Origin of the sequence: Methylophaga sp. OBS3 (assembly GCF_026319325.1) — a bacterium.
Classification (GTDB): domain Bacteria; phylum Pseudomonadota; class Gammaproteobacteria; order Nitrosococcales; family Methylophagaceae; genus Methylophaga.
This window is the reverse complement of the sequence record NZ_JAPDMU010000002.1, coordinates 65,497-87,932: the sequence shown is the minus strand read 5'-3', so window position 1 is coordinate 87,932 and position 22,436 is coordinate 65,497. Positions and strand designations below refer to the sequence as shown.

Sequence of the window (22,436 nt, the reverse complement as noted above, 5' to 3'; positions counted from 1 at the left end):
GAAGCCTTTTTTTGTAAATACTGTTATAAGCTGGTTTTATTTTTAATACAAAAAGGAGTTCAAGGATGAGTATTGCACAAGAGTTTAAAAAGTTTGCCCTGCGTGGCAATGTTATGGATATGGCTGTCGGTATCATTATCGGTGCAGCATTTGGCAAGATTGTCTCATCGCTGGTTTCAGATATCTTAATGCCACCATTAGGTTTGCTGCTTGGCGGTGCGGATTTCAAAGATTTGGCCGTGGTACTTCAAGAGGCGGTTGGTGAGACCCCAGCAGTCGTGATTGCTTATGGCTCATTTATTCAGACCATTATTGATTTCATCATTATTGCCATGGCTATTTTTGTTGCTATTAAAGTCATGAACTCGATGAAAGCCAAAGAGGAAGCGGCGCCTGCTGCACCGCCTGCTCCCTCAAAAGAAGAAGTATTATTGACCGAAATTCGTGATTTACTGAAAAACAAATAACGATAACAACAAGTTACCAATGCTGTGGCTGGTTAAGCAGTCGCTCAATTTGTTGATAAATGGTCTGTAGCTCAGTAATGCCACTTCTTGCAGTGGCATGCTGATCTTCCTCAAAAAGGTTTTTCAGCCCCGCTGCGGCATGGAACAGCTCCATATTTGCCAATTTAAGCTGGTCTAGCCAGTGTTGGTTAAATAAGTCTTCTTTCCGTGCTTGCTCAACCCAATAGTTAAAGTGGTTTTTCTTTGGGTTTAGGATTGGCCAGCCATGAATATCATCAGGATCAGACTGTAAATTTTTAATAACCCGTTGCAACCAGTTCTCGGTTTGTAATTGCATTAGCGTTAATAATCGCTGTTGTGGGTTCATCTCTATCCGAGCGTGTTCAAGCCATTCAGCAATGGGGTGATAGTCGTTTAACCAATTTGCCACAGTTGTAGCTGGCATTGGCCCAGAAATGGCATAGCCTTGGGCAACATCACAGCCTATCGTCATCAGTAACCTGCCATGGGTTAAGGTTTCAACCCCTTCGGCAATCACTTCATGTTGGAAAGCTTCCGTCAGCCCAATCACACCATCAACAATGGTGAAGTCATTGGCATCATCCAAAATATCGCGAACAAAGCTTTGATCAATTTTGATGATATCAACTGGCAAATGACGAAGGTGGCTTAATGATGAGTAGCCAGTACCAAAATCATCTAATGCAATACGAATACCTAAACCTTTTCGACAGGTGCGAATAATGCTCGAGATATTGTGAATATCACTCAGTACACTGCTTTCCAAAACTTCAACTAATAAATAACTTGAGTCGATACTTGGGTATTTGGATAAGGCAAAATCAAGCGCATCATAAAAACCAGACCACTGTAAGTGATGGGCTGATACATTCACACTAATCGATATGTTCGGATTAATCTGCTGCAATTGTTGTAACTGATTCAGCGCTTGTTCGATAACCCAATTACCAATACGAACTTCCAAGTCGTTATTGTTAATCAATGGTAAAAACTCAGCTGGTTCCAACAAGCCACGCTCAGGATGTTGCCAACGAATTAATGCCTCAAAGCCGATAACGTTACCGGTACGCATATTGACCTTCGGCTGATAAAACACTGCCAGTTGCCCACTGTTAAAGCTGTGTTGCAGTTCAGCAATCTGGTTTTGTTTATGTAAGCGCTGTTGGTCATGAAGCGCATCAAATAAATAATGTTGGTTTCGACCTGACTGTTTAGCTTGATACATTGCCTGATCAGCATGACGTAACAAAGTGTCAGCATCAGCATGATCGAGTGGATAGAGCGTTACGCCTAAACTGGCACTTAGTCGAATATTGGCATCGTCGATTTTGTAAGGCATTGCGATTGTGCGCTGTAAGCGGCCAATCATACGTTCGCAATGCTCAACAGAACCAAGTTCATTAAGCAAAATGGCAAATTCGTCACCACCCAACCTTGATGCAGTATCGTCTTCGTGGATACAAGCCTTAATTCGCTGTGCAACCTCAACCAGCAGTTGATCGCCAACCTCATGACCATAACGGTCATTAATTGGTTTAAAGCCATCCAAATCCAAGAATACGACACCTAACAAGCTATGTTGACGGTCACTATGGGCAATGGCTTGTTGGAAACGGTCGGCAAACAGGCTGCGATTAGGTAAGCGCGTCAAAATGTCATAGTGCGCCATCATTTCGAGAGCTTGCTGTTGTTCTTTGGTGCGGGTGATGTCAGAAAACAAACCTAAGTAATGCAGCGTATCGCCGTATTCATCAACCAAAGTGGAAATCGTTAAGAGCTCGGCAAATAATTCGCCATTTTTACGACGATTCCAGACTTCGCCTTGCCAGTGACCTTTCTCTTTAAGTTGCTGCCACATCTCTTGGTAAAAATTTTCTTCGTGTTTACCTGACTTTAGTAATGATGGCGGCCGGTTTATCACTTCGGCTCTGCTATAGCCGGTAATTTCTGTAAATGCGGGGTTGATATCGACAATTAAACCACGCGCGTCAGTAATCAAGATGCCTTCATGGGCTTGATTAAAGACGCGACCGGATAATTTCAGTTTTTCTTCAGCCCGTTTACGCTCGCTGATGTCATAAAGAATCACGATAAAGCTGCGACTTTTACCATCTTTTAATAACGTCGCATTGGCTAGAACATGTTTTTTCTGACCATGTTTACAGTGAATATCGACTTCTAGTGAGGAAACGTTGTCATCGTTGTTAATGATATGACCAAGATATTCTTTCCAGAGGGACTGGACCTGCTCTCGGTAATCCTTATCAGGATAAGCAAGTGGCCACCAATGACTTACGGTTGGGACATCTTCCAAGGTATAACCAAAAGTATCGATAAACGCTTGGTTGAGAAAGGTCACATTATTATTTTCGTCATATAAGGCGTGTGGCACAGGTGAAGTGTTGAGTATTGTTCTTAAGCGGTTTTCACTTTTGCTAAGGACATTTTTTGACTGACGAAGTCGAAGCATCCAAAGTAGAAAAATCACACTAATAATGATTAGGCCCAAGGCAATCTGCCAAATCAATTCTGTCGATGGGCCGGCGGGTAATGAAAGTCCCATCCAGCGGTTTTCGATGTTTTGCTTTTCTTCGTAGGTTAAGCTGGCGAGCACTTTATTAATCATCGACAGCAATTGTGGTGCGGCTGGGTTAACGGCAATCCGATAAGCTGTCATATCACCAGTTTGGCCGGCAAACTGTAAGTTGATTAAATCAGCCTGCTTAATGGCGTAATTACTGTAAGCGGCATCACCAACATAAGCATCAGCCTCACCAGTAGCGACCTTTTCTAAGGCTTCTCTTGTGGTGTCGGTTAGCAATAAATTAATCGCTGGGTAATGTCGTGCCAGTTTTTCCTGCACGTAATAATCGCGCTCTACCGCGACGGTTTTACCTGTGAGGTTTTCTAACGTACCAATAAAGCCGTAGCGGTTAGCATTAACGATGACAATCGGGTTGGTGATATAGGGCAAGGTAAAGTCGAGGTATTCGTCGCGTTGCGGGTTGCTATTAACGCAGGCCAACATGTCTAGCTCACCACGTTTTGCCATATCCATGATCTGATGCCAGGGCCTATCGGCAACAATCTCAAATTTGATCTTTAAGCGGTCTTCAAGCAAATGAATATATTCTGCAGCAAGACCAACATAGTCGCCGTTGTCATTAATCCATTCATATGGCGCAAAATCACGATCTACACCAAGACGCACGACAGGATGTTTAGTTAGCCAATCTTCCTCAGCTGGTGTGAGGTGAAGCAAGCTCGAATTGTCAGCGATAAAGCCTGACAGACGCGTTTCACTCAGGGCTGGTGCAATTCCTAAACGGTTATAAATATTTGCGGCACGACGCAGTCTGGCGACTTCTAACTGACCAATAGGTAATAGATCCGGCATGACCAGATTGCGAATTTCCTGCGCTTCATAGATGAGTTGTTCCCTTGAAAGCGAAGTGTCGTACTGGTCGATGATTAGATCGATTATTTTTTTGGGGTTTTCCAGTGCATAACGCCAACCTTTTAAGCTGGCCCGTTTAAATCGGGTTGCACGATCGGGGAAATTGCGAAGCTCTTTATCACTGGTAAATAAAATATCACCGTAAAAGTCATAGCCATAACTTTGCGGATTAATGACATTGACCGGTACACCCATACTCCGTAAACGAAACGGTTGATCGGTTACATAACCCGAAATGACATCAACTTTGTCATCAATAAGACTTTGTATATCTGGGATTTTGGAGACTTCTTGATAATCACCGGGAAGTAAACCGCTATCTGCAAGCAGTGCGCGAAGAACGACGTCGTTGCCAGATGACTGGTCAAACATGATGCGTTTGTCACGGAGTTCGTAAGGACTGACGATGCCAGATTGTCTTTTGCTGATTAAAACCAACGCATCATGCTGAAAGATTGCTGCCAGTGCTTTGATTGGTGTGCCAGTCGCGTATTCCGCTAATAGGCCAATACCACCCACACCAAAGTCGGCATCACCATTGAGCACTGTTTCGACAACATCTTCACCTGGCTCACGGGCTGAAATAACAACATCTAGATTTTCATCTTGATAATAACCATTTGCTAAAGCGGCGTAGTAACCAGCAAATTGGAACTGATGTTGCCATTTGAGTTTGAGGGTGACGGTCTCTGGGCTAGGCTCGTTTGCATGTGCAACGGACATACCTAAACATGTCAGTAGACAAATAATGCATAAACGAAACCAGTGACTCATGATGCGTACTTCTGTGAAGACGCAATGATGATACCAAGAATTGTGACAATCGTTGCTGGATATTATGAATCGTAATGCATATTAGGCTGCAACAGTGGTGGCATCTGATAGTGGTGCATCTTTGAAGGTAAACCGCTCAAAATCAGAGTTTTGCATCATCAATTTGTCAGCAATAACATTGAAACTAAAGCGTTTTTTGGCTGTTTTTACCGTTAAGTCTCGGCCTTCGTGAAATACGCCTTGGCTAGTAATTAATGTTGCAGATTGATGTAACCGCGGCAGTTCTGGCATTAATACACCGGGTTGTAATACATCATGCTTGCCATCAACAGCATACTGAATAGCCAGTGGCTCACCTTCAATTAGCGCAAGTCCCACCTTACATTGACCATGGTCATCAGTGCGTAGCCAACGAATTAATGCCAACCGTGCGATACCTTTAGCATCAGGCTCATCGACTTCAATAATGCCAACAAAGTCGCCAACTTGTAGTTCAGCACTGGTCGAGGTGGTGTAGCGACTGAGCAAATAACCAAAATCATTTTTATTTAAAATTTCCCAATGATTTTTGGCGTCGTTGGCACTGGCTTCAGTGACTTGATTGCGTTGTAACAGAGCTTGATGAACTGCCGGTAAGCCAATCGCAAGATTAGCCGATTTACTACCACTAAATGCCACACGTGGTTGCTGGCGTTGGTATGAGGTATTCAAAAACGGCGCTAACTCTTTCACCAACTGAAGCTGTTGTTCTGATAATTCGTGATCAGTACGTTGTAAAAGATTATCTACGGCCATCAACACAGGCTTGGTGTTAACCATTAAGGTGGGTGGCCGCTGATCTGAATCGCCAGTCGGCAAAATACTCGGCAACGGTGTTCTGTCACTGAGACAATTAATATAAAAATGGCCGGGAGCAGGAGAGGTGGTCTCAGTCAGCTGAGAAATTTCCGTAAATGCCGCTAAACCGCGCAAGAGTTTATAAACCGTTGTCACATCACCACTTTGTAAACCAAAGGGGTTACTAATGCTCAGCAACATGATTTGAGCGTATCTTTTGGCGACACTATCAGCGGCCTGATATTGCGAGTTCACAAAGGGTGGGTTATTAGCCACGCCGGCAACATCACATAGCAAAAACAGTTGATGACACTCCCTGAAGACGCCCGTTGGCACGCTGCGATAAAACTTATAGTGATGCAGTGCTAGATAACTTAACTGTTCACAGGCCCGATAAATGCCCATATGGCCAATGGGATTACGTTCCAGATTGGCTTTGACTAAGCCTGCTTCGATAACAACAATTTTGTAACCAATTGCCAGCTGGTTCATTAGTTCGGCAAGGTCATCAATAATTTTCTGGCGCTGCTCTGTTTTTGGATATTGCTTGCGAAGTGCGGCAGGTGTCAGGGTAAAAAGTAGTTGATTGAGTGGCCCGCGGTACATGTCTAACAAGAAAAGACGATTTTTGAGCGGTACTTGGTTTTGATTAAAACGCGCTAGCGCATCAAGGTAGATTTCAATGAATTGCGGCAGATTATTACGCGGTAATTTATCTAACCAGTGGCTAAGTAACGATTCGTTGAGTTCAATACTGCTAGTAAGTTCACGCTCAGCAGGAATGCTGAGATTAAGTGATGGCATGGTGTCTGGCAGTTTGAACGGCATGGTTAGACGTTACCTGAGACATCAAATGTGGTTAACAACATGCGGGACAGACTCCTGCCAGCGACCAGTTAGGCAAACTTGAATCATAACCCCGAGTTTAAGTTGTAGACAATCGAATACGTCAGATTTCGGAGGTCAAAAAAAGATTGTTCGGGATTTTTACTGGCAGGATTGTTACAAATCGCAACCCAATTGCAGACGTTAGTTGTTTTTATCTAAGCCAATAATTTCGCCATAACGTTGTATAGCGGCCTCTTCATTAATAAATCTGGCATTGACCAGCTGCCAATTTTGTTCGCTATCAAACGCTTTGCTACAACCTAAGGCTTGTGAAGCTTGTGGTGCTAACGCAAACATAGAGCGGCCACCTTGGCGGACATTTGCGAAATAACGATCAAGATGTAGATCGACAATATGCTGCTGATGACGATTGTTAATGAAAATACGCTTACCGCCTTTTTCTTCGCAATCTTCATCAGACTCCTGCGTGAACACAATCAGATCAGCGGCGGATTGTTCATCAGACCATACAGGCTGGGCCAAACCAATGAGTAAACCAGCGAAAATAAAGCTGCTGATACATTTCAGGTGATACATAAGATCCTCAATCAATGATGGGCTGTATCACTGACCGGCGACGTTAATTAGAGTTGCTGGGCACAGTGAAGTCAGGATGACTTCCTTAATGTTTTGAGGTGAAATGCTGAAAATGGCCACCTAAAGTGAGGAAAATAAGCGAGTAACAACATCACTAAACTCAATGCTGCAGGGATTGCGCTTAAATTTGTTTTGCGGTTTTGAGATTGGGCAAACTCAGGTTGAGTCATGGCTTTAACTAAACCATCGGCGGATTGCAGGTGGTGAAAGTGCATACCGGCGTCTTCCGCAAGGCCACTGAGATAATCAATTCTGACATTAGAAAGATGCTCGCTGCCAGATTGCTGGTTTTTACCCCATGGTGCATTTCTTGGTACATAACCTTCAATTTTGCTGGGATCTTCAGGCAATCCAAAGGTCGTGTTATGCGGCACATCTTCACTGGTGTAATAGCCAATTTGATTGCCATCTTCATCATATTTGGGAATACGGCTAAGCGCGGTATCACCGGTGCCGACAATAAGCCCTTTAACCGGCGTCAATGATTCGTCAGGCCCAAGTTGTAAGGCTTTTAAATCCGGCTGATAGCGTGGGTTAAGTGGTGGCGCTTCATGGCCATCGGTGAAAAATAACAAAGTATGGGTATCTAGCGCGATTTCTCGAGTTAAATCGATGGTATTGGCTAATGCCAGCATAATATTGCTATCAGCCACCCAAGCCATCCGCCAATCTATTTTTTGAATCGTCGCTTGCAGTTCCGTGTAGTCCTGACAAATCTCAACCGGGGTATAAAGTAGGGTTGGCGTTCGCTCCGTGAAAATGCCAACGCCAACTCGCGAGCCACAAGGTAATTGCCGGATAGCTCGCAGCATTTCAGTCTTAACTTTTTCCAGTCGACTCATCGGTTCACCATCGGCGGCCTGATAATCACGCACATTCATGCTACGGGTAATATCCACCAACATAAAATAATCATATTTCTTGCTAGGAAACGGCAAAGGTGGCAACAAAATCGCCACAGCCATCAAGATAAGTGAGCTTAACAAAAGCCAGCGAGAGCGAAGAAATTGCTTCATGGTAAACCTATTGGAAAACCTGGCATCGCAGACCAAAGCTCATCACTGGTTTCTTGGCTTTCTTCAAGGATCTTGGCTTCGCCTAGTGGCAGGTCACGAGACAAACGTTGTGACGCTTCATAATTAAACTTTGCCAGCCAAAACTCAGGATCAATACTTAAGGCTGAACGAAAAAATCCCTTGGCCACATCAGCCATAGCTGTTGCCCGATCGACCGACAGATTTTCTGCCATACCGATGGCTTGAATAAGATAGAGATTGCCAAGGTTGTAATAAATCTGGCGTTTTTGCTGTCGGTCAGCAAATCTCTCGGTCGCACTGTAGGTTTCCACTGCTTCATCAAATAAGCCAAGCTCTGCCTGACGATAGGCATAAGCAATTCGCACTTTGGCAGATTGCATATTTAATGTTGAGGGAGCAGGTAACGAGCCTTTATTAATCAATGAAATTTGGTGATTGATCTCTTGTGCTTGAAAATACGACACCGTTAGCCAACCCAAGGTAACGACTGATACCAGTAACAACACACCGGTTAGGGTACTGAGTGTCGAGCGACGCAGCGTCATGGTTTGTACTCCAGAAATTTCACCGAAGATAAAATGGCCAAACAAACAAAAGCCAAGATAAAGAGCGGTTTATGTAACGGTTGGCGAGGGATGTTTTCTTCGTATACCAATGGCAGGTTTTCCAACTCATCTAATTCATCAACAGCGGCTTGTAACGACGCCTCCGTATCAATTTCGTAGGCGCGATATTTCACTGGCAAGCTTTTAAAAAACTTATCTAAATATCGCTCTGGCATGACCCGAGGATTATCATCACGTGCTGAGCCGGGCGTTGAGTGAATGCCAAGCCCATTTTCAGTGCGTAAGAAAAACCAATAAAGACTGGTCTGATAACGTTCAAACCATTCACGCAATACCCGTTGTGCGCGATGATCTAACATGGCAGCGCCATCTGATACTAAGACAATGACTCGTGAGCCGGTATGTGGCTGATCTTCAAAAAACCGCAACCCCATTCCCAAGCCTTTTGCCGCATTAGTGAATGCCAACCCCGGACTTTGCAGGCTATTGATAGCGGCTTGGGTAAACGATTTATGTTCAGTTAGAGGGCTGATAAAAAATGGCTGGGTGGTAAAGCCAACAACACCAAATAAATCATGGGGACGTTTATCGACAAACTGTGACAACAGGTTATGCGCGATTTCACGTTTGGCCGGTGTGGTTTCATCAGGCACTTTACCGCCAAAGGTTTCATTCATACTGCCGCTTCGGTCTAAGACAAAAACGATGTGGGCGCCATTACCTGTTCTTAATTGGCTTTGCTCTGTGAGATGTAAACCGGCGAGTCCCAGCACAATACTGATAAACGCTGTCATCCCAATCAGTTGTAGTAGTCGGTGTATGCGTTTTGAACTTGGGTGAGCAGGAAATAGTGGTGTCCAGCTCACGGTTTGTTTGCGGAAAATATGTTGAAACAAAGGCAGTAAGCCAAGTACCAACAGGCCACAAACCCAAGGATAGGACAAACTTAGGTTCATGGTTTTCCTTGGCTTACCGGTTCTGCTTGCTGAAGACGACGCGCCAGTTTTTGCAAACTACTTAAAGTAGGTAAAGCGACGGTTTGCTGACCAAATAAAACCGCATGAGATTGCTGGAAAAATGCGTCAATTTCCGTTGAATATCGAGAAAAAGAAGGGTTTTGTTGGTAAAAGTCTGGAAGTTGGTGAATAAACACCGCATGTCCTGCAACCTGATTAAAGCCGTCATGGATGGCGGTAACCGCAGCCTGACAAGCTGTCAGTTCATCGTTTTGATGGGCATTTATCTTACGAATTTTTCGGTGAGCTTGCTGGAAGGGCGATTGTTGTCGTTGCCATAACCAACCGCGAAGATATGCCCAGACAAGTAATAAGAATGCTGTGATGACTATCAGTATGATGATGTGTTTTTGCTGCTCCACAACGCCTTGTGATAATGGCACCAAAGCCGGCTTCATAAAGCTTTGTTCGGTTTCATCTGAGCCAACACCGCGCGGTGTGATGTCTTTTAATGGTGACATCGTAAATTGCCATTCGGGCAGCGTGACATAGATTTCTTGACCGCCATTTCGATGGGCGCGTAGCCGATGCGAAGGAATTTCCAGTGTGCGGACATCAAGTGGCGCATAAAACGTCTGATAAGTGAGCTCCACTGAAAACAGTTGTCGCTGGGTATTACCCTCAAGTGCTTTTAGTGAGACGTCGCGAAGGTTAAGCCAGTAATTCAAGTCGCCTGAGACTGGCAAAGAGGACTCTGCCAGTTGGTAGCCGGCGGGTAGCTGCACCACAAAACGATGTTGAATGAGATCGCCAGTTAATACGCCAAATTCTCGTCCAAAAGACTGCTTAATGACACCGCTTGGTGTTTCGGCGTTGACTGGCAAAGCCAGCCCTAATAACACGACACAGAGAAATGCCTTTAATCCCTGAGCACGCATTTTATTCTCCGAGAAAGTAGCGGTTGAACTGGGGAGCTGCCGCTGCATCAGTTAGCCAAAGCGGGCGGTGGCCAAATACATTAAAAATATTGTTAAGTTTGGCTTTTCGTTCAGTAAATGCCTGTGTCAGCTGTCGCTTTTGACGCGGTGTTGTGAACAATAAATGCTGTTCACCTGATTCGGCATCTTGTACCTGAATAAACCGCCAAAGGGGATAATCTTTATTATCTGCCTCAGCCCAGATCACAACGGGCACGACAATATGTGCTGACAATTTAGACAGTAGCGATTGCAGTTGCTGCTCTGGCCAGTGAAAGTCTGATACGACAAAAATCAGACTGCGTTGCTGCGGGATTTCATAATAAAGCTGTTCAAATGCGGAGGCAGTTTGTGAATGGTCACTTTCTGCTAAATCATCAATAAGGCTGTGCCATTCAGTTTGGTCTGCTTTCGTTGTGATGGTTTCTGTCAATAAAAATGAATGCGATTTATCACTGGCATCAAATACCGATTTGCTGATGCACTCAACGGCGTCTGACAACATATTGGCTTTGTCAGCATTAAGCATGGAGTGAGAGCCATCGGCGAGAGTTACCACATCAAGCTCACTTTGCTGGCGAAAGGTTTTTACATAAAGCGTTTCAAACGGATCAACCAAGCTACGTGCTAAGTCTAAACGGGCTGGATTAGGCTCAGACAAAAAACTGGCTTTACGATAAAACTCACTACCTGGGCCTTGGCGTCTACTTTTGTGTTGGCCTTCCATCAAGGCATTTAACAAATAATGCGTTTTGTAATGAAATACGCTGCTTGTCTGCGCCGACATCATGGACTAGCAACTGTATTTAACACAGCGTGAATTAGTTGGTTAATCAACGTTTCTTGCTGTGGTTTATAGACTGGATTTAAAAACAGACGGTGCTTGGCAATGGCGTGCAGCACCACATGAAAATCATCTGGAATGACATATTCACGTCCTGATAACCAAGCTTGCGCTCTAGCGGCTTGGGCCAGGTAAATCATACCGCGCGGCCCCATGCCACCTTGCACCAAGGTTTGCATGTCAATTTCAGGTATTTGAATACCAAATTTGTCTGGCGATCTTAATGCCTCACAGAGTTGGTAGCCGTAATGTTGTAGGGCATCACTGGTTTGAATTTCGGTCTGGATCTTGGCAGCAAATTCATTGAGCTGGTCAAAAGGCAAAACGGCTCTTGCCGTGCTAGCAACCAGTTTGTCAGCATCGTAATAACGGGTATCAAACATCAGTGATTTTAATTGCTGCTCTGAATCAGGACGACATACCAGTAGCTCCATCATAAAACGGTCTCTGGCGGCAGCTGGTAACTCAAAGGTTTCGTCTTTTTCGATGCGGTTACGATCAGCGAAAACCTGTAAATGTGGGAAATAATAAGGCTGGTTAAAAGCACTAACACTGCGCTCGGCCATTACCCGTAATAACAAGGAATGCATTTGTGGTCGGGCTCGATTGATTTCATTAAAGAAGAAAATCGACAGCCGGTCACCATGCTTTAACAACGGACCAGGACTTACTGCTGGCTTACCGTTGTTATCAATGTGTGTGTAATAGACTAAGTCGTGTGGCATCAAATCAATGGTGCCTTCGATACGCTCAAAATCACCGCCAATACTTTCTGCCGCACTTCGTAAAAGCGTGGTTTTACCGACACCAACGTCACCTTCAAGGAGAACATGGCCACGGCAAAAAACGGCGATAGTCAGTAAGTGAATAACGTCATCCTGACCAATGACGGTTTGGCGAATATTGTCTTGGAAGACATTGGCATATTGCTGCCAATCGGCGAGTTGTTTGTCGGTAGCGGCGTTGCTGAGCGTCATAAAAAAACGTATCCGAATTGCAAAAGGAGAGGCCAGCGAGTTGCTGGCCTCAGACTTTGGGTTAGTAAGACCACTTACCCGTTTCTTTGAAGTTTTTAGCGCGTTCGGCGTTACGTTTTTCCATCGCTTCCATCGCTGTGTCTTGCTTGTTCAGCTCTGCTTCGCTGTGTTTAGGATCAAATTTTGAGCCTTTAATTTTTTCTGGGAATCCTGGTTTCGCTTCCCAGCAGTTGCCATCAGACTTACAGTTGGTGCCGTCATAAGCGATAGCAGGAGCACCCAGTGTAAACAGCAGCGCTGTTGCACTGGTAAGTGCCAAAGTTTTCAGTTTTTGCATGGTTCTCTCCTTTGGTTTTTTTTACAACATAATGATTACCTGCCAGAGATTTAGTGTGATCTCTGGCAGATGACCAGTATTCTGTTGGGCTATTTGCCGTTACGTTTATTGAACTCTTCCATGGCTTCTTTGAACTCGGCAGGCATTTCAGCGGGTTCAAAGCTGGCGCGTTCTTCTTCTGGGATCCAAAGTGCATTCTCTGGTTTGCCCCAGTAAGAGCTACGAATAAACGCCATGACTTGAAGCATTTCATCGATAGATAGGTTGTTACGTTGAGGGCCCATCATTGAGCGAGCGCCGTCATACATAATTTCAAACAAACCTTTGTCAGTTCGGCCTTGTGTATAAGTCCAGTAATCATCACCCAGCGCTGGACCTAATTTGCCCTCTAGATGATGACCATGACAGCCAGAACAGGCGGTTGAGAATAAATCTTCACCCATTCGAATAGCGTCTTCGTCACCGTTGTACTGATTGGTTGCTGATTGTTTAAACTCTTTGACTGCTTCGGTTTCTTCACCCTTTTTGCCAAAGGAAAAGTCGATCACATCACCTGTAATGGCATTACGGAAAGTGACTTGGGCTTCGGCTTTGAGTGGTAAAACCGTCATTGCTGTGACAACACTGATACTCAATGCTGCAGCCAGTTGGTTTAGGGAAAATGTCCAGTTTCGTTTCATAAGGGTATCGTTACCTTTCTTACTTGTGATTTGTTGTGCCGCTTACAGTAATGGCACACCTTCTTTCTGGAGGATCGCGGTGATTTGTGGCTCAGCGACATCCAGAGCACGGTTAATAGCGCGTAGTAGTTGTTGATCATCAGGGCGTACGGCAATTGACTGTGCGTAGTGTTGACGAACACCTTCACCATTGCCGGTATCGGCAATTTCTTCACTCATCACCATCTTTAATGGCACGTTTGAATTTTCAACATAACGAGCGACCTCAGGTGCCCAGAGGTGAGCGATATCACCATTGTTGTTTTCTAATTCACTGATGAGATGTGATGGTTCGAGTCGAATGTACTTATTACGAGGCGACTTAAAGCCATACAGTGATTTGCTGTAGTTGAAGTTACCTTCATATTTACCAATCTCACGGAGCATCGCTTCGGTTGGGCTGCCTGGCAGCATGACGAAACGGTTTACTTTTTGGAGATCAGGGCTCTGCCAGTTTTCGATATCGAGATTTTTGTCTTCACGATAAATAAAAGCATAGCCGGAGGTGTAATACGGATCGCTAGTGGCGACACGTTGGTCGTCGGTGTCTACACCCATCACGACATCACACTCATTTTTCAATAAATGTTCTGTTACTAAAAAGATGGCTGCTTTATCAGACCAGACAAACTCAATTGGCATGTCCATGCTACGTGCCAGTACTTTGGCAATGTCATTTTCAAAGCCAGCTTCCTGACGGTTTGAGTAAGGCATTTCATTACCAGCAGCACAGACCTTTAATGTCTCAGGCATAACTTGTGTGTTAGCACTTACTGGTGCGCTAATAGCGGCACTGGCTGCCAACAGCATTAATGGGCTATGGCGAAAGACCTTTGGCATGCATGTTTTTAAAACATTTTTGATTGTCATAATTCTCTCTCTGATGTTGCTGGCAGCAAGATGCTGCCAGCGAGGTTAAATACAACGCTGAGCATCCCGCGGATGCTCAGTTGCTTTGGCTGATTACATTTCGTATTCGCCAATGCTCAAGTCGTTGTATGGGCTCTTACCATCAAGAGAGAAGACCATGACACCACCACCCATTTGGGTGTTACGTGCTAGCTCTTTAAAGGCACCTACCGCACCCAGACCAGCTGATGGATCGTTCAGGTCAAAGACCAGACCCACTGCAGGCCAACCACCAACACCATAGTTGATAGCAACGTATTGCGTACCTTTATGGGTGTAAGTCATTGGGTGACCGATTGCGCCAGATGGCAGTTTGAATTTCCACAGTAACTCACCGGTATCAGCATCACGTGCTTTGATGAAACCATCGAGTGTGCCGTAGAACACTAAGCCACCAGCTGTCGCCATGGTGCCGCCCCAAACAGAGAATTTCTCCATTTTTTCCCAGGCAAATTCACCAGTGATTGCGTTGTAGGCTTTAACTTGACCAGAACCGATGCCGTTTTGACGGTCACCTTTAGGGCCAGGATATGACCAAACGTTAGCACCAACGAAGAACTGACCAGCACGGTATGGCAGCATGAACGGCTCCCAATCCATACATAGGTGGTTCAAGCCGAGGTAGAACAGTTGACGTTCTGGATCATATGAATCCATACCTTGGTTGTGGAAACCCATAGCCGAAGGACAGATATCACGTGAACGGTGACCCATGCGTGTGCTGAATTCTGGATCACGAATTGGCAGACCTGTTTCTAGATCAACTTTTTTGACCCAGTTTGCAGTGTCATCCATTTTGTCAGCTGAAACCAAATCACCTGTTTCACGATCCAGCGTGTAGATAATGCCGTTACGATCTGGGTGAGTCAGCAATTTACGCATTTTGCCGTTTTTGTCTTTTTGCTCAGAAAGCATCATGACGTTAACGCCAGCGTAATCCCATTCATCATGAGGTGTTTTTTGATAACCAAACTCGGCTAAACCGGTGTTGATATCACGACCCCAAATGGTCATAGTCCATTTGTTATCACCTGGACGCATGGTTTCGTTCCATGGTGCTGGGTTACCAGAACCGTAATAGAACATTTCTAAGTCTGGGTCATAGGCATACCAACCCCAGTTAGTACCACCACCAATTTTCCAAGCATCATCTTCCCAAGTTTGGGTGCCCAGATTTTTTTGGCCGTAGTGTGGGTTAGCATTGTTGAAGCTATCTTTCAGACCGATTTCGCTATCAGGACCCGTTGCATACCAACGCCAAGCCATTTCACCTGTGTGAATGTCAAAAGCGGTGACATAACCACGAACACCCAGCTCTGCACCAGATGAACCTTGGATAACTAAGTCTTTAGCAACGAAAGGTGCTTGGGTTTGTGTTTGACCGACGCTGATATCGCCGTTTTCCACTTTCCAATGTACTTCACCGGTTTCAGCATTTAACGCAACAACATGACCGTCTAATTGGCTTTTAACGATCATTGCCGGCGTTTTGCTGTCACCTGGCCAGTAGGCGAGACCACGGTTGACCACGTCACAGCAAGCGACGGCACGAGCAGCAGGATCCTGCTTCGGTTTATGTTCCCAGACGATTTTGCCGGGATCATTCAAGTTAACTGCAAAGGTGTTGTTAGGGAAAGGTGTGTGAATGTACATCATGTCACCCACTACCAAAGGTGCACCTTCATGACCGTTCAAAAGACCGGTAGAAAAAGTCCACGCAGCAGACAAATCCTTAACATTCTTTTTATTGATTTGTTTGGATGTGCTGTAGTGGTTAGCTGAGTAGTTTTTACCCTGCATTACCCAGTTGGCTTCATCCTTTTGAAGTTCTACCAGCTTGTCGTTGGCAACGGCGGCTGACATGCCCCCGAGGCCGATGACGGAACCGGCTAATACGGCCGTTCCGACTTTGACCAGCCGGTTCAAAGTGTTCTCTCTCATACTTCCTCCTAATATTCTGACGAATGCCAGTCGTTGCTGGCGATGTGTCGCAACCAATCAAAAAACGATTGGCTGAGCACATTTGAAATCATCAGCTTTTCAGAGAGAGAGGCGTTAGAGCCGGGCCCCCTTGATGTGTTAGGGAAGATCTCACAGATAATTCAGGGATGCGGCTGGAAACCCTTAGGTATCGTGAGGTGGGTGAATAACACCGATTTTTTGGGCCAGAAAAATAATATCGGCAAGTTTGGTGGTACCGAGTTTTCGCATCATGTTGGTTTTATAGTTTGAGATGGTTTTTGGTGCGAGGGTCAGATTCGCTGCCATTTGCTCAATGCTTTGCCCTTCGGCCGTCATTCGAAACACGGCAAACTCTTGATGAGACAAAGAATTAATTTTGTTATCGGTATTAATCAGTTTTTCGATGGCGATAGATCGCGCGACACCAACACCCAAGTAATGTTGTTTCGCGGCAACTTGTTTGACCGCTTCAATCAATACTTCGGTAGAGCAGGTTTTGGTAATGTAACCTCTTGCTCCCAGCTCCAATGCACGCATCGCTAATGAAGTTTCATCATGCATGCTGCAAACCAGCACATTCGCCTGACTATCACGTGTGCAAATTCGGCGAATACACTCAAGACCTCCTGCGCCGGGCATGGTGAGATCAACGATACAAACGGTGGGGTTTTTGGTGATAAATGCTTGATATCCATCTTCAGCATTAGATGCTTGGCCTGCAATGGTGAACCCTGCCGTTTCAAGCAATTGTGAGTATCCCTCACGTAATAATGTGTGATCATCGATCAGCAATACAGAAATGTTTTGTTGAGCGTGCATATGTCTGTTCCTCAGTAATTCGTTTCTGCCTGCAAAGGAAGGCTGATAGTAATATCGGTGCCTTCGTCAGGCTGTGACTGCAAAGAAAATTCACCGTGTAGTGCATTAACACGTTCACGAATGCCAATCAGGCCCATTCCTTTGCCAATTAACTCATCGTCGTGAAAACCCTTACCGTCGTCAGTAAGTTGCATCCAAACTTTTTCTGCGGGTTCCGTGGTGTCATCCATCCAAATTTTTAAGTAGATATTGCTCGCGTTAGCGTGGCGACTAATGTTGACCAAGCCTTCTTGCAGACATCGGTAAAGCGTTAAGGCCGTGTCATAATCAATCAATTCATCGTCAACAACAATGTCAGCTGATAAGTGTTGATCTGGGAAGGCTGCCATGGATTGTTCCACCAAATCTTCGATGGAAGCTGTCAGACCGACCTTATCTAAACCAGGTGGTTTGATGCTGCGTAATTTTGACCGTGTCGCATTACGTAAAAACGCCGTGCTCTCATGGATGGTCGTTAATGTTTTATATAACGGATGACTCTCATCGGTTTTTTGTAACCCCACCGACGCATTCACATCAATCGCCGCGAGATACTGACCAAATACATCATGAAGTTCACTGGCCAGCTGGTTACGCTCCGATTCTCGTAAAAAAGTAATGTGTTTAATTAATGAGCGGTTCTGTTCTAGCAGCAAACTTATCTCATGATGTTTCTTTTCTAAGGTCATTTGGATCTGCATGTTTTGACTCAAGGCATTTTCCAGCTCTGCAAAACGTCGAGCGCCAAACCACATCAAGCCGATACAACTTACCAATAAGACAAAAATGATTTCGTCTAACTGGAAGTGCTCACCGAGTATTGCCCAGTTGATCCATCTCTCAGCTAAATCAAGGCTGCCAGCAACGACCCATGTGAATAAGGAAGCACAGGCAATCAAAAACAGATCCAGCCATGCTCTTTTTTTTCGGCGACTGTTAAGCGCAAAGATGTCCACGGGTATTTTTTTTCCTGAAAATTAAGTTTTTGGATTATAGGCAGTGAATCCGCTCACTGATAGTGAATATTCGAAATCAAATACCCAAAAAATAAAAAACAGGAAAATTTCATAAATTAATTTGTGAACACTTCCTTATTCTGGCGCCGGTCAGTGCTCTATCACCTCTGGTAACAAAAACGATTTAATAGCTTTCCTTTTATCAATTTACCTAGGTGAATCCATGCTCCATAGATATGCGCTACTCATCATATTCTCACTGCTTTCAGCCCCTGTTTTTGCTGAGGAAACTGCCAAGTTACCCATTGATGAGTTTGCTTTCATCAAAGAAATCTCAGGCAAAGATAAAGCTTATGTCACCAATTTATTGGGTGAGCCAACGTCAAAAGAAACCCGTGAAAATGATGGTGGTGAAGTCGAGTTTTGGATTTATAAAAATGTCGTAAAAATTGCCGGTTCTGACAAGGTTTATAAATACACTCAAGTTGGAATTGTAAATAATGCAGTTGAAACAGTTGGTAATACTAATTTAACGCCTTAATCAATAAAATTAATTTAGGAATAATTAACAAATGAATACAATGAAAGCCTTTTTTCTGTTCTTTGCTGTTTGGTTTACTGGCAGTGCAGTTGCTCATGGCCCAACACCACAAAAAGTTGATGAATCAGTGACCATCGCAGCGTCTGCAGACAAGGTTTGGCATGTAGTGAGTGAGTTTGATGACATTGCCAACTGGCACCCTGATGTCAAAGCAGTCGATATGGTTGATGACACAACACGCCAACTGACGCTAGATAACGATCAGCAGTTCACCGAAAGTCTTGATGATAGAGACGATGCCAACAAATTGATTAGTTACCGTTTGTTGACTGAAAACTTTGATGCAATCCCTGTCAGCTTTTACACAATTACTATTCAAGCAGAATCGGTATCAGATGCAGAAACTAAATTGACTTGGAGTGGCCGCTTTTACCGTGCTGATACAGGTAATTTCCCACCAGAAAACCTGAATGATGAAGCGGCTGTAAAAGCCATGACTGAATTTGCTCAAGCAGGCCTGCAAGGTATTAAAGATGCTGCAGAAAAATAGTCTGCTGAAACTGCTCCCAGTCTTTGCGCTGCTAGGGTTTTCAAGTGCTACTTTGGCTGACAACGTTTATGTTGTCAGTCAGGCTGCCTCTACGCTGACCGTGTTGGATAGTCAGACGCTGGCAGTGACTGAGCAAACCGAATTGCCCACCGGCCCATTTGGTCTGGTACATGATCCGGCCAAGGATTATTTTTATATTTCTCATCCAGAAGCCGGGGAAATTAGCTTTATTAAACGGGATGGCCTGGCACTCGTCGCGACGGCCATCACTGGTGGGCAACCTTTTGAAATGGTATTGGATGATCAAAAACCACAACTGTTTGCCAGTGACTGGACTCGCGGCGCAGTTATCGTGGTAAATACCCAAACTGCCAAGATCACTGATATTTTGGCGGTGGGAGATAGTCCCACGGGTATCGCTTTAGATAGCAAAGGTCGGCAATTATTTGTCGCCAATAAAGGTGATAACACGTTGACCGTATTAGATGCTGACCGACCGCGATTACATGCGGTCATTGAGACGGGCAAGCGTCCCTATGCGGTGGCATTTAATGCACATAAATCACAAGTTTATGTGACGTCGATTGGTGACAATACCGTCAATGTTATTGATGCCAAAACTTACGAGGTGGTTGCGACCATTCCGACAGGTCGGGATCCTTACGATGTGACGGTGAGTGGAGATGGGCAGACGTTTTTTGTTGTCGATCAAAACGACAACACCATTAGTCAATTTGATGCCAACACCTTAAAACCTATCAGCCAGACTAAAGTCGGCAAAATGCCTGAAACAATTCATTTGAGTGCTTCAGGTGAACAGGCTTATGTGACCAACTGGTTTGATAACAGCCTGTCGTTAACGAATGTTGCTGAGGCGGAGCAAGTCCGTGCAGTGGCGTTACCGGAAGGGCCGAGAAATATGCTGTTAATCGACTGAAATTAATCCAGTGCCATCGCACCGGGATAATCTAATTGGCGCCATGCTTCAAATAGAATTATCGCGGTGGCATTGGATAAATTCAGGCTACGGCTATCCGCACGCATCGGGATTCGGATCTTATTGCCAAATGGCATGGCATCTAAAATCTCAGTAGGTAATCCGCGAGATTCCGGACCAAACAACAAAACCGACTCATCGGTAAATGTTGCTTCATGATGATGTTGTCGTGCTTTGGTGGTACAGGCAAACATGGGCCTATCACCAACCCAACTGACAAAATCAGCATAATTCTCATGGATCTGCACATTGGCAAACTCATGATAATCAAGGCCTGCTCGACGTAAACGTTTATCGTCTAAAGCAAAGCCAAGCGGTTTTATCAAATGTAATTGAGCGCCGCTATTGGCACACAGACGAATAATATTCCCAGTATTAGGCGGGATCTCAGGCTCGTAGAGCGCGACATGTAACATGATGGCTTATCCGCGCTGCTTAGCTTTTGGTGACGTATAAGGTCAGTTGTTGGCCCGGACGTAATAGGCTTTGGTCGCCAAGATTATTCCACGCTTTGACGTCCGCAACTTTGACATTAAATTTGCGTGAGATTTTCCAAAGTGAATCGCCATTTTGAATGGTGTAACTCACAGCTTGACGATTTAATTTGCTGGCATCTGGTTGCCATACAACCAGTTGCTGACCAGAGTGTAAAACATCACCTAATGTGCGTTTGTTCCACGTTGCCAGTTCGCTGACATCAACACTGTGTTTACGCGCAATGTGCCACCAGCTATCACCAGGCTGGACGGTATAAACCGAACGTTTGCCTTGTGCAGTATTAGCGAGCTTAGGTTCAGACTCGGCTGCATTAGCGCTGGCAACCGGAATCATAAGGTGTGCGCCGGCGCGAATAATATTGCTATCAAGGTTATTGGCTTGCTTAATCGCATTGACGGTAGTTTTGTGCTTCGAGGCAATTTGGCCCAGTGACTCACCTGGTGCGATTTTGTGACGCTGCCAACTTAGGCGTTGTGCTTTTGGCAGTTGTGCCAAAGAGGTTTTGAATGCTGTCGCTTTTGTAATGGGCAAAACTAACTTGTGTGGGCCAGTTGGTGCTGTCGCCCAACGATTGAAGCCCGGATTCAGCTGATACAACTCATCTTTACTCATCTCAGCTAAATCTGCTGCGAGTTTGAGATCAAGTTGACTGCCGATATCAACAACGGTCAGATAGGGCTGGTTAGCGATGGGGCTTAGTCGAATGTCGTACTGTGCGGGTTGTTTCACCAAATGGGCAACAGCCAGCAATTTAGGCACATAACCTTGGGTTTCTGTTGGTAAGTCCAGTGACCAGAAGTCAGTTGGACGATCCAATGCTTCGTTACGTTTAATTGCACGACCAACAGTGCCTTCACCAGCATTGTAGGCAGCGAGAGCTAACTCCCAGTCGCCGAACATGCCGTGCAGTCTTTCAAGATAATTTAACGCGGCGTCAGTAGAACGAATGACGTCACGACGACCGTCGTACCACCAAGTTTGCTCAAGGCCAAAAACTTTGCCTGTACCAGGAATAAACTGCCAAATACCTGCTGCACCACTTGATGAATTGGCAAAAGGTTGAAAACCGCTTTCGACCACTGGCAATAAGGCAATTTCCATTGGCATATTGCGCTTATCAAGCTCATCGACGATATAAAACAGATAAGGGCGAGCACGTTCAACAACACGGTTTACATATTGTGGATGGTTCACAAACCAAGTGAGTCGGGTTTGTGTTTCCGGATGTAAGCTACGGTAATCTGAAACACCGTAACCTAAACGAATCCGCTGCCACAGATCATCAACTACGAGATCATCGCTATCGCTAAATAAAGAGGGATCTAAGTCGGTAGATGGCAGTTCAACAAGGTGATTTCGTTGCCAATTGGTCGGACGTTTTTTGAGGATAAGATCTGCTTCGCCGGTGCTGGTGACTTCGGCTTGTCTGGTGTTGGTGGTGCTACAACCCGAGATTGCCACACTCAATATGAGTAATGTCGGCCAAATCAGCCTTTTAAGATTTAACATGTCGCTTCATCTTAGTTGTCTAAGCAATTAATTGCGTTAAGTTTATACTGTAATTTGACTTGCTATGCCAGCAACAATTTAGCCGTGTCATGGTAATGTCATCTAAATACGCGGGCTGGGCTATGTTGTTTTTACATTTGTTTACACGGTCTTTTGATTTGGCTGCGGGAAATCCTTGTCAGGATTAATTGCACATCAGGCA

The 22,436-nt window shown here is 44.9% G+C and carries 21 protein-coding genes; 4 read left to right on the top strand and 17 right to left on the bottom strand.

Going from position 1 to position 22,436, the window contains the following annotated elements; genetic code table 11:
* The first annotated feature begins 65 nt into the window (after nt 1-65).
* Nucleotides 66-467 carry a large-conductance mechanosensitive channel protein MscL gene (gene mscL / locus OMP94_RS04795; RefSeq protein WP_266276661.1) on the top strand — a complete coding sequence of 134 codons (402 nt, stop codon included), beginning with the start codon at nt 66-68 and terminating at the stop codon, nt 465-467.
* A 13-nt stretch (nt 468-480) separates the two neighbouring features.
* Here the strand turns inward: mscL and OMP94_RS04790 are convergent, their stop codons facing one another.
* From OMP94_RS04790 to OMP94_RS04720, 15 genes are all read right to left on the bottom strand, one after another.
* A complete protein-coding gene (locus OMP94_RS04790) occupies nt 481-4,719 on the bottom strand; it encodes an EAL domain-containing protein (protein WP_266276659.1) in 4,239 nt (1,412 codons plus the stop codon).
* Nucleotides 4,720-4,800: 81 nt separating this feature from the next.
* On the bottom strand, nt 4,801-6,384 hold the full coding sequence (locus tag OMP94_RS04785) for a hypothetical protein (protein ID WP_266276657.1): 1,584 nt from the start codon (nt 6,382-6,384) through the stop codon (nt 4,801-4,803).
* 201 nt (nt 6,385-6,585) lie between these two features.
* Nucleotides 6,586-6,981 (bottom strand): hypothetical protein, encoded by a 396-nt coding sequence (locus tag OMP94_RS04780; RefSeq protein WP_266276655.1) that lies wholly within the window; start codon nt 6,979-6,981, stop codon nt 6,586-6,588.
* 71 nt (nt 6,982-7,052) lie between these two features.
* Entirely contained in the window at nt 7,053-8,057 is a 1,005-nt protein-coding gene (locus OMP94_RS04775) for a vWA domain-containing protein (protein WP_266276653.1), read from the bottom strand.
* On the bottom strand, nt 8,054-8,623 hold the full coding sequence (locus OMP94_RS04770) for an MxaK protein (RefSeq protein ID WP_266276651.1): 570 nt from the start codon (nt 8,621-8,623) through the stop codon (nt 8,054-8,056). Before OMP94_RS04770 ends, OMP94_RS04775 begins: the two co-directional genes overlap by 4 nt.
* Nucleotides 8,620-9,600: a vWA domain-containing protein gene (locus tag OMP94_RS04765; RefSeq protein WP_266276649.1), complete on the bottom strand. Its 981-nt coding sequence runs from the start codon at nt 9,598-9,600 to the stop codon at nt 8,620-8,622. The genes OMP94_RS04770 and OMP94_RS04765 overlap by 4 nt, the downstream gene beginning before the upstream one ends.
* Nucleotides 9,597-10,538 (bottom strand): hypothetical protein, encoded by a 942-nt coding sequence (locus tag OMP94_RS04760; protein ID WP_266276647.1) that lies wholly within the window; start codon nt 10,536-10,538, stop codon nt 9,597-9,599. The genes OMP94_RS04765 and OMP94_RS04760 overlap by 4 nt, the downstream gene beginning before the upstream one ends.
* 1 nt (nt 10,539) lies before the next feature.
* On the bottom strand, nt 10,540-11,367 hold the full coding sequence (locus OMP94_RS04755) for a hypothetical protein (RefSeq protein ID WP_266276645.1): 828 nt from the start codon (nt 11,365-11,367) through the stop codon (nt 10,540-10,542).
* The gene (locus OMP94_RS04750) at nt 11,364-12,398 is read right to left on the bottom strand and encodes an AAA family ATPase (protein WP_266276643.1); all 1,035 of its coding nucleotides are present in this window, start codon (nt 12,396-12,398) and stop codon (nt 11,364-11,366) included. Before OMP94_RS04750 ends, OMP94_RS04755 begins: the two co-directional genes overlap by 4 nt.
* A 61-nt stretch (nt 12,399-12,459) precedes the next feature.
* Complete coding sequence (locus tag OMP94_RS04745; protein WP_266276641.1) at nt 12,460-12,735, bottom strand: methanol dehydrogenase; 276 nt, start codon at nt 12,733-12,735, stop codon at nt 12,460-12,462.
* 89 nt (nt 12,736-12,824) lie between these two features.
* Entirely contained in the window at nt 12,825-13,415 is a 591-nt protein-coding gene (moxG, locus tag OMP94_RS04740; protein WP_266276639.1) for a cytochrome c(L), periplasmic, read from the bottom strand.
* Between the two features lie 42 nt (nt 13,416-13,457).
* Complete coding sequence (moxJ, locus tag OMP94_RS04735) at nt 13,458-14,324, bottom strand: methanol oxidation system protein MoxJ (RefSeq protein WP_266276637.1); 867 nt, start codon at nt 14,322-14,324, stop codon at nt 13,458-13,460.
* 93 nt (nt 14,325-14,417) lie between these two features.
* Complete coding sequence (locus OMP94_RS04730) at nt 14,418-16,304, bottom strand: methanol/ethanol family PQQ-dependent dehydrogenase (RefSeq protein ID WP_266276635.1); 1,887 nt, start codon at nt 16,302-16,304, stop codon at nt 14,418-14,420.
* A gap of 183 nt (nt 16,305-16,487) precedes the next feature.
* Nucleotides 16,488-17,144 (bottom strand): response regulator transcription factor, encoded by a 657-nt coding sequence (locus OMP94_RS04725; protein ID WP_266276633.1) that lies wholly within the window; start codon nt 17,142-17,144, stop codon nt 16,488-16,490.
* An 11-nt stretch (nt 17,145-17,155) separates the two neighbouring features.
* Nucleotides 17,156-18,139, bottom strand: a complete 984-nt coding sequence (locus OMP94_RS04720) for a sensor histidine kinase (RefSeq protein WP_266276631.1) — start codon at nt 18,137-18,139, stop codon at nt 17,156-17,158.
* Between the two features lie 223 nt (nt 18,140-18,362).
* On the opposite strand from OMP94_RS04720, the gene OMP94_RS04715 reads away from it, so the two are divergent.
* From OMP94_RS04715 to OMP94_RS04705, 3 genes are read left to right on the top strand one after another with little or no spacing between them, the layout of a single operon-like run.
* Nucleotides 18,363-18,680 (top strand): hypothetical protein, encoded by a 318-nt coding sequence (locus OMP94_RS04715; RefSeq protein WP_266276629.1) that lies wholly within the window; start codon nt 18,363-18,365, stop codon nt 18,678-18,680.
* A gap of 31 nt (nt 18,681-18,711) precedes the next feature.
* Nucleotides 18,712-19,230 (top strand): SRPBCC family protein, encoded by a 519-nt coding sequence (locus OMP94_RS04710; RefSeq protein ID WP_266276627.1) that lies wholly within the window; start codon nt 18,712-18,714, stop codon nt 19,228-19,230.
* Nucleotides 19,214-20,167, top strand: coding sequence for a YncE family protein (locus OMP94_RS04705; RefSeq protein WP_266276625.1), 954 nt, complete (start codon nt 19,214-19,216; stop codon nt 20,165-20,167). Before OMP94_RS04710 ends, OMP94_RS04705 begins: the two co-directional genes overlap by 17 nt.
* A 2-nt stretch (nt 20,168-20,169) precedes the next feature.
* Here the strand turns inward: OMP94_RS04705 and trmL are convergent, their stop codons facing one another.
* Nucleotides 20,170-20,643: a tRNA (uridine(34)/cytosine(34)/5-carboxymethylaminomethyluridine(34)-2'-O)-methyltransferase TrmL gene (gene trmL, locus OMP94_RS04700; RefSeq protein WP_266276623.1), complete on the bottom strand. Its 474-nt coding sequence runs from the start codon at nt 20,641-20,643 to the stop codon at nt 20,170-20,172.
* A 19-nt stretch (nt 20,644-20,662) separates the two neighbouring features.
* A complete protein-coding gene (locus OMP94_RS04695) occupies nt 20,663-22,234 on the bottom strand; it encodes a LysM peptidoglycan-binding domain-containing protein (RefSeq protein ID WP_266276619.1) in 1,572 nt (523 codons plus the stop codon).
* Nucleotides 22,235-22,436 lie beyond the last annotated feature (202 nt).